The organism is Mesorhizobium sp. M4A.F.Ca.ET.090.04.2.1, assembly GCF_003999085.1.
Classification (GTDB): Bacteria; Pseudomonadota; Alphaproteobacteria; order Rhizobiales; family Rhizobiaceae; genus Mesorhizobium.
Map to the genome: position 1 here is coordinate 1 of NZ_RZOT01000074.1, position 14,769 is coordinate 14,769.

Sequence of the window (14,769 nt, forward strand, 5' to 3'; positions counted from 1 at the left end):
GAAGTCGCCCCGGTCATGGTGTAGCTGCCTTCGGCGAGCTTCTGGCCGGTGTCCGTGGCGACGGTGGTGAAGGTGCCGGCGGTGAAGCTCGACAGGCCGGTGCCCTTGGCGTCGATCCAGGAACCCTCGACGCCTTTCGGTCCGGCTGCGATCGGTGGCTCGGAAGGGCCGACGGTGGTGCAGGCAGAAGCGGCGAGCAGACTTGCCGCCGCAACTGCCGAAAGCAATTTGCGCGCAATGGTCATTTGAAATCCTCTCCTCTCGCATCGGCCGGAAAACCGCTTTCGATTTTCGGAAGGCACGAGGCGTACATCAAAGTGCTGGAGCGTACTTTCCAATGGATGCACGTCGCTCCAGGCCGCACCCCTTCAATCGCCCGATTTCCGGGCGATTGCAAGGCATCGCGGCATGCCGGCGCCGCATCGGCCCGAAAATCGAAGATCGATCTTCGGAAGGCGTGATGCACGCAATTTCAATGGCTTAAAGCCCTCTTGCAGGTCCGAAGGAGCGCGCGCGCTGCAACCCGCTATCGCACCAGGATGTTGCGGAATTGCCACGGGTCGTTCTTGTCGAGATCCTCGAGGAAAAGCCCCGGCCGGTGATCGAGCGGAGTCCAGTCGGTATAATAGCCCTTGACCGGCCCGAGATAGGGGAACTGCACTTCCAGGCAGCGCTTGTAGTCCATCTCGTCGGCCTCGACGATGCCGGCTTGCGGGTTTTCCAGCGCCCAGACCATGCCGGCAAGCACCGCCGAGGTGACCTGCAGGCCGGTGGCGTTCTGGTAGGGAGCGAGCTTACGCGCCTCGGCCAGCGACAGCTGCGAACCGTACCAGTAGGCGTTCTTGTCGTGGCCGTAGAGCAGCACCCCGAGCTCGTCGATACCGTCGACCAACTCGTTCTCGTCAAGCACGTGATGGACAGGTTGCGCCTTGCCAGCCGCGCCGAACATCTCGTGCAGCGACAGCACCGCGTCATTGCACGGATGGTAGGCATAGTGGCAGGTCGGGCGGTAGTGGACCTTACCCTTCTTGCCGCGCAAGGTGAAGAAGTCGGAGATCGAGATCGCTTCGTTGTGGGTCACCAGGAAGCCATATTGCGCGCCGGGCGTCGGGCACCACGAGCGCACGCGGGTGTTGGCGCCGGCCTGCTCCAGATAGATCGCCGCCTGCGAGCCGTTCTTGTGCTTCCTGGCGTTCTTCGGCATCCAGGTCTCATGCGTGCCCCAGCCGAGTTCGGCAGGCTGCATGCCCTCGGAGACGAAGCCTTCGACCGACCAGGTGTTCCAGAACACGTCCATCGGCTTCGGCTTCTTGGTGCGCTGCGTGTCGCGCTCGGCAATGTGAATGCCCTTGACGCCGGCCTTCTTCATCAGTTTCGCCCAGCCCTCGCGGTCACTCGCGGCCGGCTCGGCAAACTCCAGCCCAAGATCGGTGGCGAGGTGGACCAGCGCCTGCTTGACGAACCACGAGACCATGCCCGGATTGGCGCCGCAGCAGGAGATCGCGGTGCTGCCGCCGGGGTTCCTGGCGATTTCCTCGCGCACGCTTTCGCGCAGCGCGTAGTTGGTGCGCGCGGCGTTATCCGCCTTGTCGTCGAAGTAGAAGCCGAGCCAGGGCTCGACCACCGTGTCGACATAGAGCACGCCGAGCTTGCGGCAGAGTTTCATCAGTTCGAGCGAGGAGGTGTCGACCGACAGGTTGACGCAGAAGCCCTGGCCGCCGCCATTGGTCAGAAGCGGCGTCAGCAGCTTCTTGTAGTTCTTCTTTGTCACGGCTTCCTGCATGAAGGTGATGCCGCGCTCGTCGAGCAGCTTGCGGTCGCTATCGCGCGGGTCGATGACCGTCATGCGCGATTTGTCGAACTTGAAATGGCGTTCGATCAGCGGCAGCGTTCCCCGTCCGATCGAGCCGAAGCCGATCATCACGACGGGACCGGTGATTTCACCGTAAACGGGCCAGTTTTCATTCGCCATTTTTTCAGACACTCCGTTAAACAGGGCAAAAGCCGGGCGTTTCTGCCGGACGGCCAAGCGCTACACCACAGATCATTGTCATAAACCAGTGAAAAGCGCCAACCACTGGTCCGGCTCGCCTGATGGCGTGGTTAAGCTGCCGTGGCCATGTCGGCGAGGAAGGCGACCAGCCGGTCGCGGTCGGCGGTCAGTCCCTTGTAGTCGAGCTGGGCCTCGTCGAGCGCCTCCAGATGTGCGGCGAAGGATGCCGCGAGCGTCGCCCTGTCGGGATGGCGTGCCAGCACCTTGAGCGGGTCGAGATGGATGCGGATGGTGAACAGGATGTCGCGCGAGACGGGCAGTTTGCGCAACGTCTGGCGCTCGACGCGGATGAAGGCATGGGCGTCGATATCGCCGTCGGCGAAGCGTGTGGGGCGGTTGGTGGCGCGGTCGATGCGCTGGAGGTTGGAGAGCGGATGGTAGAGGGCGTCGCCGGCCTGGATCGACCAGTTGTAGCGCTCCACCGCCTGACCCTGAAGACCGTCGAACATGCGGTTGATCAATTCTGCCGGACGCGTGCCGGGCCCGAACCCCGGCACCGGCGCATGGATCTGCTGCAGCGGCTTGCCGAATTTTTCCAGGAGCGACCAGGACGAAGGAAAGCAGAGCGAGCCGGCGGCCAGGCGCCAGCCGCTTTCATCCCGGCGCATCAGGATCAGATCCTCCTGGACGAGCAGGGATGCCTGAACGAGCGGCGCCGCGCGCAGGGCCGCAGTCGGTCCGCCACCGTTCTCGTCGCCGATCACGGCGGCGCCGGAGCCGCCATCGCGATGGGTCCCGGGGTGTTTCGCCGCGAGATAGGCTGCGAGGAGATCGAGCACCTCTCGCTGGGCCTCGCGTGTGCCATCCTCCTCGACGAAGACCTTTTCGGGAATCTCCGCGTAGAGCCGGCGCTTCTCGGCGAGATGAGGCAAGAGACATTCGTCGACATCGATCCACTCGTCGAGGCCGAGCGGCTTCAGCCCGATGGTGAAGGGTTTCGACGAACCGTCATAGGGCGTATGGGCGGGCCCGTTCATGCTTCCTTGAACGCGTCGAGTTGAGCGGCGGTCATTCTCGCCGTGAATTCAGTGATGTCATAGTCGGCGGCGCCGGCTTGGGCGAAGGGATCGGCGGCCAGCTTGGCGTCCAACACGTCGCGCGGGCCGCGCGCTATGATGATGCCGCCGGTTCTTGGCCGCTTTGGACCGGAGATGACGAAGATACCCTCCGCATAGCATGCTTTCAGCCACTCGACATGTGCAGCTTGCAGCCGATCGATCTCGGTAAGCGGCACCTTGTAGTTCAGCGACACGACGAACATCATTCTCTCCAGACCTGCGTCAGGCCAACCGTGCGGGGATAAGGCCGCGCAGCGAATTGCCGACGAAGATCGCCTTCGCCGACTTCAGATCGTCTAGGGTGTAGATCGCTTCGCGGGCGCGGCCTTCATCCAGAAGCTCGCCGCGCAATACGCCAGGCAAGAGACCGCAGTCGAGCCGGGGCGTTGCCAGCACGCCGTCGCCGAAATCGGCGAAGAGATTGGTGATCGTACCCTCGCAGAGTTCGCCGCGTTCGTTGGCGAGCAGCACCTCGTCCGCGCGGCTGGCGAGATATTCGGCGCGCGCCCGCTGGTAGGTGTCGCGGCGGCTGGTCTTGTGGCGAAGCAAAGTGTCGCCGGAATCGAGCCGGACCCGCGCCAGTTGCAGGCGCCAGACCTTGTCGGCGGCGAGCGGCTCATAGCGCTGCGCGGCAGCCGTCACCTCGCCATTGCGCGCCAGGACCAGACGGGTGCGCAAGGCGATCGTTTGCCGGCCAACCGTGTCCGTCAGCACTTCGCCGACCCGTTGCGGTTCACAGGCAAAGCCCAGCTCGGCCGCCGAAGCATAGAGCCGCGCAAGGTGACGATCGAAGCGCAGGAAGCCGGGGCCCGGCTCCCAACGCATGGTCTCGATCAGCTCGAAATCGGCACGGTCCCTGTCGCGAAGCGGGCTTTCAAGAGACACTCCTGATACTCCTCCTCGGCGGTGGAATCGAAGACGACGCCGCCGCCGACATTGTAGACGGCCTCGCCGCTGGAAAAGAGCGAAATGGTGCGGATCGCCACGGAAAAGCGCATTGTGCCGCCGGGTGCGATCCAGCCGATGGCGCCGCAATAGACGTCGCGCGGTGTGCCCTCGAGATCGTGCAGTATCTCCATGGCGCGGATTTTCGGCGCGCCGGTGATCGAGCCGCAGGGGAACAGCGCCGCGAGGATGCGGCGGATGCCGACGTCCGGCAACAGCCGGGCCCGCACGCGGCTCACCATCTGGTGCACGGTCGGATAGGTCTCTATGCGGAACAGTTCCGGCACCTCCAGTGTGCCAACCTCGCTGATCAGCGAGATGTCGTTGCGCAGCAGGTCGACGATCATGCGGTTCTCGGCCTGGTTCTTCTCGTCCTTGCGCAGGAACGATTTCAGCCGCGCGTCCTCGGCCCTGGTCGCGCCGCGCGGCGCCGTGCCCTTCATCGGATGCGTCTCGATCATCCCTTCGGCGTCGATCTCGAAGAAGAGCTCGGGCGATCGCGAGAGCACCACCGGATCGCCGAGCGAAATCAGCGCGCCGTATTTCACCGGCTGGCGTTCGGTGAGCGAGTCGAAGGCGGCGAGCGGATCGCCGGACCACTGCGCGCGCACGGGGAAGGTCAGATTGCCCTGGTAGCAGTCACCCCTGCGGATGTGGTCGTGCAACCGCGCAAAGCGCTTCGCATAGTCCTGCGCCGACCAGGCCGCCCGGGCGTCGAAGATCGGGCCGTTGGTCGCCGGACCGGCGCGGCGTGGCACCGCCTGCTCGACGGGAGCATCGAAGACGCCGAAGCACACCAGCGGCGCGCGCCGACCCTCAGGAAGCAATGGCACCAGTTTTGGCTCGAGCAGGTAGCCAGCCTCGTAGGAGAGGTATCCTGCCAGCCATTTGCCGGCGTCGGCTGCCGCCTGCGCGGCTTCGAGCGCCGGCAGGAAATCGTCCGCGTCGCGCGCCACGATGATCTCGGCCGGTTGGTCGAAGACCAACTGGCGGCCGCTCTCGTCGTTGCGGAAAATAGCGGAGGGCAGGGACATTGCTCGGGTGTTCGGTCGGTGGCGCCAGCGATCGCTCTATATGGGGTCTTGGTGGCGCGCAATCGAGGGAGCGGCGTCCTGGGACGCAAAGGCGGCTGGAGCAAAGGAAGGCGGCGGTGCCCAGGACTGGCACCGGCGCTGTCACATGCCCGAAGGCGAAGCGGGATCAGGTGTTGCTGGCGGTTCCCGCGGTCGGGAAGCGGCGGGCGAATTCCTTCTCATCGCCGGCGGCGAGCAACTTCGCCTGCTCGATCCATTGCTCGCGCGCGATACGACCATCGAAGTTCAGCACGTCCTCGATCCGCTTGACGTCGGCTGCTGTCCAGGCGGCAATCTGGGCATAGCTTGTAACCCCAAGGCCCTTGAGCAGCTTTTCGTTGACCGGGCCGATGCCGATGAGGCGGCGCAGATTATCGGCCTTGCCCGTCGCCGCCTTGGTCGAAGCCGGTGCGGCCTTCTTCGCTGCAGCCTTGGGCGCCGCTGCTTTGGGCGCGGCCGGCTTCGGCGCGGCGGCCGACCTGGTTGCCGCTGGCTTGGCCGATGCCGGCTTTGCCGCGGCAGGCTTGGCGGCGGCAGGCTTGGCGGCGGGCGACTTGGCGGCGGCAGGCTTGGCGGCGGGCGACTTGGCGGCGGCAGGCTTGGCAGCGGCAGGCTTGGCAGCGGCAGGCTTGGCAGCGGCAGGCTTGGCAGAAGCCGATTTGGCCGGTGCGGGTGTCGAGACGAGCGCCGCCGGCGCGGGAGCGGAGGCCTTTGCCGCGCCGGATGCGGCCGGCGCCTCGCGCAGCCGGCGTTCGAGGTCGGCACGTGTGTGGCCGCATGCTTCGAGCTCGGCGGTCAGCCTGTCGGTATCAGCGCGGAGCCTGTCGCGCTCGCCGCGCGTGCGGTCCAGATCACCGCGCAGGCTGTCGAGCTCGCCGCGCAGCCGACCCCAGATGAACCAGCCAACCGACACACCCACAATGAACGCCAGGAGAACGTAGAAAAAAGTGCTCATTCCCTCTCTCCAGTCCGATCCATCCGCCGCGGCCTGGAATGACGACCTCGGCGAAAGGACCATTCAATGGTTCCGCGCTTGCGGAACAGCTGGCTTCAACAGAGCTGTCGGCGCTCGGCTCTTCGCCCATGGCCAACGGCCGCATCGCATTCGCCAAATGTCGCCACCGGCCGAAGCTCGTCCCCTGGCCTGGGCTTTGCGTCCGGCTGAGCTTGAGGCGGGACGCTACCATATGACTTGCGGAAAGCTAACGGAAAAAATTCCCGGAGAGTTCTTCAAGAACAGATATTTATGCCAAGAGTAGAGCCCATCCCAACATGTGTTCCGGCTAAACTATTCTGGCGCGGACCGAGGTCGAAGTCGCGCGTCACTTATCCAGCGCTTCCAGCTCGTCGATCAGGCCGCCGATCACGCCAAGCCCGATCTGCCAGAAGGCGGGGTTGGTGGCATCAAGACCGAACGGAGCCAGCAGCTCGGAATGATGCTTGGTGCCGCCGGCGCGCAGCATCTCGAAATACTTCTCCTGAAAGCCGCGCTCGGCATTCTGATAGACCGCGTAGAGCGAGTTCACCAGGCAATCGCCGAAGGCATAGGCATAAACGTAGAAGGGCGAATGGATGAAGTGTGGGATATAGGTCCAGAACACTTCATAGCCGTCGCGCAGCCGGATCGCCGGCCCCAGGCTTTCGGCCTGCACCTCGAGCCAGAACTGGCCGAGCCTGTCGGAGGTCAACTCGCCGTTCTTGCGCTCGGCATGCACCTTGCGCTCGAACTCGTAGAAGGCGATCTGGCGCACCACCGTGTTGATCATGTCCTCGACCTTCTGGGCGAGCATGGCCTTGCGCTCGCGCCGGTCGGTGGTCTGGTCGAGCAGCGAGCGGAAGGTCAGCATCTCGCCGAAGACGGAGGCCGTCTCGGCGAGCGTCAGCGGCGTCGAGGCCATCAGCGCGCCCTGGCCTCCGGCCAGCACCTGGTGGACGCCATGGCCGAGCTCATGCGCCAGCGTCATCACATCGCGCGGCTTGCCCATATAATTGAGCAGCACATAGGGATGCGCCGACGGCACCGTCGGATGGGCGAAGGCGCCGGGCGACTTGCCGGGCCTGACCGGCGCGTCGATCCAGTTGCGGTCGAAGAAGGTGCGGGCGATTTCGGCCATGTCGGGCGAAAAGCGCTGATAGGCCGACAGCACCGTGTCCCTGGCGTCGTTCCAGCGGATGATCGCCTGCGGGGTCTCCGGCAAGGGCGCGTTGCGGTCCCAGTGGTTCATCACCGCCATGCCGAGCCAGCGCGCCTTCATCGCATAGTAGCGGTGCGACAGGCGCGGATAGGCCTCGCGCACGGCGGCCGCCAGCGCGTCGACCACGCCGCGCTCGACGCGGTTGGCGAGGTGCCGTGAATCGGCGATGTCCTCGAAGCCACGCCAGCGGTCGGAAATCTCCTTGTCCTTGGCCAGCGTGTTGGTGATCAGCGTGAAGGTGCGCAGATTCTTGCGGAAGGTCGCGGCCAGCGCCTCTGACGCCTGGCGGCGCACTTCGCCATCGGCGTCCTGCAGGCGGTTCAGCGCCGGCTCCAACGCCAGCTCCTCGCCGCCGAGGTCGAAGCGCAGATCGGTCATCGTCTCGTCGAACAGCCGGTTCCAGGCGCCGCGCCCGGTGATCGACTTTTCGTGGAAAAGCTGCTCGACCCTATCCTCGAGCTGGTAGGGCTTGTCCTTCCTGAGGTCGAGCACCCAGGGCCGGTAGTGGCCAAAGGTTGGGTCGGCGGCGAGCGCGCTTTCGATCACGGCGTCGTCGATCAGGTTGAGCTCCAGCGCGAAAAACAGGAGATGCGCGCTGGCGTCCGTCATCTTTTCCTGGATGTCGCCATAGAGCTTGGCGCGCTGCGGATCGGCGGTGTTGCCGGCGTAGATCAGCCCGGCATAGGAGACGATGCGGCCGATCAGCTCCTCCAGCGCCTCATAGGCCTGCAAGGCTTCGCCCAGACGGCCGGCGACGCCGCGCTCGGCCTCGGCGGCAAGCGTGCCCTTCCAGCGGGTCTCGAAGCCAACAGCATCCTGCGCGGCCCTGGCAATGTCGCGCTTCAGCTCGGGCGCTTCCATGCCGGAATAGAGATCGGCGAGGTTCCATTCCGGCAGGTCGCCAAGCTCCGCGGCGCCGTGACCGGACGCAGTCGCCGAAAGCCGCCGATCAGGAATCATGCGCATCAAAAATACCTTCCAGAACAAGGGAGAAAGCAGAGGCCGGTCAAATCCTAAGGAATTCGTTCACCGGGTTTTTTGAAACCTTATTTAGAACCCTGTGCCAAGATGATCCACGGGGATTTCTCGGGCCGGGCAATTACACAGTCATGACAGGTTCCATACTCATAGTCGATGACGATCCCGTGCAGCGCAGGCTGCTCGAGGCGGCGGTGACGAAATTCGGCCACGGGGCGATCGTGGCCGATGGCGGCGAGGCGGGACTTGGCGTTCTCGACGGACCCAATGCGCGCGACGTGTCGGTGATGATCCTCGACCTCGTCATGCCTGGGCTCGACGGCATCGGCGTCTTGAAGGCGATGCGCGAGCGCGGTATCCACGTTCCGGTCATCGTGCAGACCGCGCAGGGCGGCATCGAGACCGTCGTATCGGCGATGCGCCACGGCGCCTTCGATTTCGTCGTCAAGCCGGCCTCGCCCGACAGGCTGCAGACGGCGATCTCCAACGCGCTGAAGGTCGAGGCGGTCGAAGACGAGATGAAGCGCACGTCCAGGCGGCGCGGCGGCCACCTGACCTTCAAGGACCTGATCACGCACAGCCCGGCGATGGACCGGGTGATCCGGCTCGGCCAGAAGGCGGCGGCGTCCAACATCCCGATCCTGATCGAGGGCGAATCGGGCGTCGGCAAGGAGCTGGTGGCGCGCGCCATCCAGGGCAGCGGCGACCGCCGCTCGAAACCGTTCGTCACCGTCAATTGCGGCGCCATCCCCGACAACCTCGTCGAATCGATCCTGTTCGGCCACGAGAAGGGCTCGTTCACCGGCGCCACCGACAAGCACACCGGCAAATTCGTCGAGGCGCATTCGGGCACGCTGTTCCTCGACGAGATCGGCGACCTGCCGCTCGACGTCCAGGTCAAGCTGTTGCGCGCGGTGCAAGAGGGCGAGGTCGATCCGGTCGGAGGCCGTTCGACGGTCAAGGTCGACATCAGGCTGATCTCGGCGACGCACCGCAATCTCCTGCAGCAGGTCAAGGACGGCCGTTTCCGCCAGGATCTGTTCTACCGTCTTAACGTCTATCCGATCTTCGTGCCGCCGCTGCGCGACCGCCGCGACGACATTCCCTATCTGGTCAGGCATTTCATGGAGAAGGTGGCGCCTGCCGATCCCCGTCACCGTCCGCAAGGCATCTCGGCCAGGGCGCTCGCCATGCTGCAGGCCTATGACTGGCCGGGCAACATCAGGCAGTTGGAGAACGCCGTCTTCAGGGCTTCCGTGCTGGCCGAAAGCGAGCTGCTGACGGAAGAGGAGTTTCCGCAGATCCGCGCGCAGCTGGAAGGCACCGTCAAGCTCGATGTCGAAATTGGCGCGCCAGCGCCTGAGCTGAGCGGTGACGACGACGTGGCCGGCGAGCCGGGGGTGGTCGTGGCCGAGCCCGATCCGCCGGCAAGGCTGCAGCCGCGCTTCGGGACGTTGCGGGCACTGGACGAGCGCGGCAATGTGCGCGCGCTGGCCGAAGTCGAACTGGAAATGATCAAGCTCGCCATCGACCATTACAATGGCCAGATGAGCGAGGTCGCGCGCCGTCTCGGCATCGGCCGTTCGACCCTCTACAGGAAGCTCAAGGAATACGGCATCGACCCGGAAAGCGGCCGCATCGAGCGCCTTGCTTCCTGACCCGCCGAGCCCTTTTCGCAAGCTCCGGACCAGTTCCGTCCCCTGGTGCGGGCCCGCTCGGCATTGATCGCGGCGCCGGCGGCGCCGCAACGACTCGATTATGGCTGCGATCACGCAATTAAGGCCGGCGGTAACAGATCGTGTTTCGGCCAAAGGCGGAAAAATGATCTAAACCAGCAATTTACCAAGAAACGCAGTGCAATATTTTTGACGGGATATCGCCACGGTGTTACCGCATTTCGGCTTCAATAAGCGATGATTAACCATTAGGATCGATATTCGGATGTGAGAACAACACATCCGTTTGGGCAAATCCGGGGACAAACGGCAGCCTGCAAGGCCATTTGATTTGAACCAAGTCGAACGACATACAGACGGGCGGCATTATCACATGAGCGTCTGGCCGAGATGGCTGGCAGCGGTGGTTTTTGCGCTTGGTTTCCTTGCCGCGACCGGCGCCAGCGCCGAAGTTCGTTCGCTGAAGCTCTATCATCTCCACACGCACGAAAAGGCCGAGATCGTCTACAAGCGCAATGGGCGCTACGATCCCGAGGGCCTGCGCAAGATCAACATCATCCTGCGCGACTGGCGCCGCAACGAACCGACCAAGATGGATCCGCGGCTGCTCGACCTCGTCTGGGAGGCCTACCGGCAGAGCGGCGCCACCGACTACATCCAGGTCGTCTGCGGCTACCGCTCGCCGGCGACAAACTCGATGCTGCGCAGCCGCAGCCGGGGTGTCGCCGAGAAGAGCCAGCATATGCTCGGCAAGGCGATGGACTTCTATATCCCCGGCGTGCCGCTGAAGAAGCTGCGCAACATCGGTCTCAAGATGCAGGGCGGCGGCGTCGGCTACTATCCCTCGTCGGGCTCACCGTTCGTGCATATGGATGTCGGCAATGTGCGCCACTGGCCTGGCATCAGCCGCCAGGAACTGGTCGGGGTGTTCCCGAACGGCAAGACCCTGCACGTTCCGAGCGACGGCAGGCCGCTGCCGGGCTATGAACAGGCTTTGGCCGCCTACAAAGCCCGCAAGGGCGCCGGTACCCCCAACATTGAACTGGCCAGCGCCGGCGGTTCGACCAAGCGGTCCGGCGGGCTGCTTGCTGCCTGGTTTGGCGGCGGCGATGACGAGGCCGACGACAGCGCCGATGTCGCGACTGCCGCGCCTGCGCCCAAGCCGAAGAGCGTGAAGCCGGCGGCGGCCGCCAAGCGCAGCAACCCGCCTGGCATCGCGATCGTGTCACCCCAGGACGCGCAGCGCGCCAACATTCCACAGATCGCCGACGACAATTCGGCCGATTCGGAACCTGAGCAGGACACGCCGGAGACGATCATCGCGGCGCTGCCGCCAAAGGAGGTCCCGCTGCCGGACTTCGCGCCGCGACCGAAGACCGATGTCGGCCAGCAGACGCCTGAGAACGTGCCATTCGGCGTGGCCGACGCCTCGGCGACCACCGAGCAGTCGGTGGCGACGGCGCATGCGCCGGTCAACGTGCCCTTCGGCATGGCCAATCCGGCCGGCGCCGATGCCGATCCAGCGCAGGCGGCGGTCAACAACAACGTTCCGCTGCCGACCTGGCGACCCGACCGTTCGCTTCCGGCCGATCTCGCGGCGCAGGACAAGAGCGTGCTGCTGGCGCTGGCCGACACCGCCCAGCACAACAAGACCGCGACCGATGCGTTCTCGGTCCTGCCCAGCGCGCGTCCGGATGAGGCCAAGGCGGACGAAGTCAAGCCGGATGAAGTCAAGCCGGATGAAGTCAAGGCCGTTCTCGACGAGGCCAACGCCACGACCGAGGCCAGTGTCGCCAGTGGCGACTATCAGGTCGCCTCGCTCGAGCCGCGCTCGGCATTCAACGATCCGTCCGGCGTCGATGCGGCCTCCCCGCGCGACGCCATCGCCAGCCGCCCGGCCGGTTCCGATCCGGCGCTGGCAATCGGTGCCGGCGTGAAGACGACGCGCAAGGAAGCCAGGGCCAGCGCCCGCGACCTCAAGCCCGGGCCGAAGGCAATGGTGGTTGCCGCCGCGCCGCAGGCCGCGCGCTGGGCACTGAACAGCGGCGAATACGTCGCCACGGTCTCCAGCGCGACGACGGCGCCGCGCTATGCCTACAACATCGTGCATACGCCGCCGAGCGAGGTCTATACGGCAGGCTTCCAGGCCGACAACCAGTTGGCGGATGCCAACCGGTTCACCGGCAACGCCGTGAAGTTCCTCTCGGTCGCCCGTTTCCAGACCAAGTAGGCGACAGGCCAGACAATCGCAAAAGCCGCGCCGGGCGACCCGCGCGGCTTTTTGCTTTTTGGCGGGCAACGCCCGCGGAACCGTCCGCTCGGCTCTGGCTTCGACCGTGCCGGGATGCTAACGACAAGCGCCTGCTCTCCCGCTTCGTCTAATGGTAGGACAGCGCCCTTTGAAGGCGTGAATCGTGGTTCGAATCCATGAGCGGGAACCAGCGCTTGCCGACCTGTCAGCAATGGGCTCGGGCCTGCGGATCACGTCAAGCATTGGGTTCACCACAAGAAGGTCGTCGAGAAGCTCTGCAGCTGATTGCATTCCAGCAACTGGTCCGGTCGGCTCGAGCCGGCCGGGCTTTTCGTGTCCAGGACGCTACTTCGTGAGCTGGCTCGCCGCGCGCGCCAGGGCTTCGATCTCGTCCCACTTGCCGGCCTTGACCATGTCGTCGGGCGCCACCCAGGATCCGCCGACGCAGATGACGTTGGGCAGAGCAAGATAGTCGGCGGCGTTCCTGGCACTGATGCCGCCGGTCGGGCAGAACTTCACGTCAGCGAGCGGTGAGGCGAAGGCCTTCAGCGAGGCAATGCCGCCGGACTGCTCGGCAGGGAAGAATTTCAGGAAGCGCAAGCCGGCCTCGCGGGCGGCCATGATCTCGCCGGGCGTGATGGCGCCGGGCAGCAGCGGCACATCGCTGTCACTGGCCGCGGCCAGGAGCTGGCTGGTGATGCCGGGGCTGACGATGAATCTCGAGCCGGCGCGGGCTGCTTCATCGAACTGCCCGGCGTCGAGGATGGTGCCGGCGCCGACGATGGCGTCCTCGACCTCGCCGGCGACGCGCCGGATCGCTTCCAGCGCATCGGCGGTCCTGAGCGTGATCTCGATCGCCGGCAGGCCGCCGCGGGCGAGCGCGCGGGCAAGCGGTACCGCGTCGGCGACATTGGCGATCTTGAGCACCGGGATGACCGGCTGGCCATTGAGGAGCGACAGGAGCTTCTCGGTCTTGCTGGGCATTCGCTTGCTCTCTCCGGTATCGATCGATTTCAACCGATTAGCAGAAGGGGTATCCCGAGTCCACGAAACGAGGCGTGTCGCGATGTCACGCACCGGCGACGAGTGTCAGCCGCTTTCCCGGAAGGCGGCTGGTCCGCTCCGCCTTGAATCGGCTTTCACCACGGTTTAGTGGCATGGCGATGACAATTTCCACCCGAACCAATTCTGTGCGCGTCGCCGCGCTGTACAAATTTGCCCGGCTCGACGGCTTCGAGGCGCTGCGCGCGCCGCTCGCAGCCTTCTGCTGCGGGCGCGGCATCAAGGGCACGCTGCTGCTTGCACATGAGGGCATCAACGGCACCGTTGCCGGCAGCGAGGCCGACATCGCCGCGCTGATCGACCATCTGAACTTCATCGAAGGCCTGGCCGGCCTCGAGGTCAGATACAGCGCCGCCGCCGAGATGCCGTTCCACCGCATGAAGGTGCGGCTGAAGCGCGAGATCGTCACCATGGGCGTCGAGGACCTCGATCCGGCAAGCAGCGCCGGCACCTATGTCGCGCCGGCCGACTGGAACACGCTGATCTCGGACGAGAACACCATCGTCATCGACACGCGCAATGCCTATGAGGTGTCAATCGGCACCTTCAAGGGCGCGGTCGATCCGGCGACCGCGAGCTTTCGCGAATTCCCGGCCTGGGTCGAGCGGCATCGCGACCAACTCGAAGGGCGCAAGGTGGCGATGTTCTGCACCGGCGGCATACGCTGCGAGAAGGCGACGGCCTATGTGAAATCGCTCGGCTTCGAGGCTGTGTTCCACCTGAAGGGCGGCATCCTCAAATATCTGGAGCAGGTGCCGGCCGAAGCGAGCCTGTGGCAAGGCGAATGCTTCGTCTTCGACGAACGCGTGTCGGTGTCGCATGGCCTTGCCGAGGGCGAGGCGGAGCTCTGCCGCGCCTGCCGGCATCCGCTGACGGTCGAGGACCGGCTGTCGCCGCGCTATGCCCCCGGCATCTCCTGCCCGCATTGCCACGAGGTCCGCTCCGACGAGGATCGCGCCCGCTACGCCGAACGCCAGCGGCAGGTCGAACTGGCCGCCGCGCGAGGCAAGGGTCCGCATATCGGGAGCTAGCGCCCCATTAGCCGCATCAAAGCGCTGGCCCGTCATTGTAATGTCGACATGCGGGACCTACGTCTGCGACGTCCAAACCTGCTCGTCCATGTTCGGCGCGGGCCAATTCTGGAGGCATTGATGTTCGACCCCAAGAAGCTTCTCGACGATCTGCTCGGCTCGCAGGTTCCCGGCACCGGCGGCACCGTCCGCGACAAGGCAGGTCAGGCCGTGCAGATGGCCAAGGACAATCCGCTCGCCGCCGGCGCGCTGGCCGCGGTTCTGCTTGGAACAGGCACCGGCCGGCAGGTGACGGGCACCGCCATCAAGCTCGGTGGGCTGGCCGCGATCGGCGGTCTCGCCTACAAGGCGTACCAGAATTACAAGGCCGGCAACGCGCCGGCCGAGACGCCGGCCGCCGGCGAGCCGGAACTCTTGCCGCCGCCCAAGACAACCGCCTTCCCCCCC

Annotated in this window: 12 protein-coding genes, 1 tRNA gene and 1 pseudogene; 5 read left to right on the forward strand and 9 right to left on the reverse strand. The window is 65.2% G+C overall.

Going from position 1 to position 14,769, the window contains the following annotated elements; all coding sequences use genetic code 11:
• The 8 genes and pseudogenes from EN781_RS07990 to EN781_RS08025 form a co-directional block, all read right to left on the reverse strand.
• Positions 1-245: pseudogene (locus tag EN781_RS07990) on the reverse strand (hypothetical protein); the annotation flags it as partial.
• A gap of 281 nt (positions 246-526) precedes the next feature.
• Positions 527-1,972 (reverse strand): homospermidine synthase, encoded by a 1,446-nt coding sequence (locus EN781_RS07995; protein ID WP_126058430.1) that lies wholly within the window; start codon positions 1,970-1,972, stop codon positions 527-529.
• A 131-nt stretch (positions 1,973-2,103) separates the two neighbouring features.
• Positions 2,104-3,030, reverse strand: a complete 927-nt coding sequence (locus tag EN781_RS08000) for a DUF3445 domain-containing protein (protein WP_126058431.1) — start codon at positions 3,028-3,030, stop codon at positions 2,104-2,106.
• Complete coding sequence (locus EN781_RS08005) at positions 3,027-3,314, reverse strand: YciI family protein (protein WP_126059365.1); 288 nt, start codon at positions 3,312-3,314, stop codon at positions 3,027-3,029. Before EN781_RS08005 ends, EN781_RS08000 begins: the two co-directional genes overlap by 4 nt.
• Positions 3,315-3,333: 19 nt before the next feature.
• A complete protein-coding gene (locus tag EN781_RS08010; RefSeq protein WP_126058432.1) occupies positions 3,334-3,996 on the reverse strand; it encodes an aminotransferase class IV family protein in 663 nt (220 codons plus the stop codon).
• Positions 3,945-5,090: an aminodeoxychorismate synthase component I gene (locus EN781_RS08015; protein WP_126058433.1), complete on the reverse strand. Its 1,146-nt coding sequence runs from the start codon at positions 5,088-5,090 to the stop codon at positions 3,945-3,947. The genes EN781_RS08010 and EN781_RS08015 overlap by 52 nt, the downstream gene beginning before the upstream one ends.
• A 166-nt stretch (positions 5,091-5,256) precedes the next feature.
• Positions 5,257-6,084 (reverse strand): proton-conducting membrane transporter, encoded by an 828-nt coding sequence (locus EN781_RS08020; protein ID WP_126058434.1) that lies wholly within the window; start codon positions 6,082-6,084, stop codon positions 5,257-5,259.
• Positions 6,085-6,451: 367 nt separating this feature from the next.
• A complete protein-coding gene (locus EN781_RS08025; RefSeq protein WP_189347391.1) occupies positions 6,452-8,290 on the reverse strand; it encodes a M3 family oligoendopeptidase in 1,839 nt (612 codons plus the stop codon).
• Between the two features lie 143 nt (positions 8,291-8,433).
• Here EN781_RS08025 and EN781_RS08030 point away from each other — a divergent pair, with 143 nt between their 5' ends.
• The 3 genes from EN781_RS08030 to EN781_RS08040 all read left to right on the forward strand — a co-directional run bounded on the left by EN781_RS08030 (position 8,434) and on the right by EN781_RS08040 (position 12,419).
• On the forward strand, positions 8,434-9,960 hold the full coding sequence (locus EN781_RS08030) for a sigma-54 dependent transcriptional regulator (protein WP_127399896.1): 1,527 nt from the start codon (positions 8,434-8,436) through the stop codon (positions 9,958-9,960).
• 391 nt (positions 9,961-10,351) lie between these two features.
• Positions 10,352-12,208 carry a DUF882 domain-containing protein gene (locus EN781_RS08035; RefSeq protein ID WP_126058436.1) on the forward strand — a complete coding sequence of 619 codons (1,857 nt, stop codon included), beginning with the start codon at positions 10,352-10,354 and terminating at the stop codon, positions 12,206-12,208.
• 137 nt (positions 12,209-12,345) lie between these two features.
• A tRNA-Gln gene (locus EN781_RS08040) sits at positions 12,346-12,419 on the forward strand.
• A gap of 155 nt (positions 12,420-12,574) precedes the next feature.
• Here the strand turns inward: EN781_RS08040 and EN781_RS08045 are convergent.
• Complete coding sequence (locus EN781_RS08045; RefSeq protein WP_126058437.1) at positions 12,575-13,213, reverse strand: 2-dehydro-3-deoxy-phosphogluconate aldolase; 639 nt, start codon at positions 13,211-13,213, stop codon at positions 12,575-12,577.
• Between the two features lie 179 nt (positions 13,214-13,392).
• Here EN781_RS08045 and EN781_RS08050 point away from each other — a divergent pair, with 179 nt between their 5' ends.
• Together EN781_RS08050 and EN781_RS08055 are read left to right on the forward strand one after the other, a co-directional pair.
• Entirely contained in the window at positions 13,393-14,322 is a 930-nt protein-coding gene (locus EN781_RS08050) for a rhodanese-related sulfurtransferase (protein WP_126058438.1), read from the forward strand.
• A gap of 120 nt (positions 14,323-14,442) precedes the next feature.
• A partial coding sequence (locus tag EN781_RS08055; RefSeq protein ID WP_127399897.1) for a DUF533 domain-containing protein occupies positions 14,443-14,769 on the forward strand: 327 nt, incomplete at its 3' end.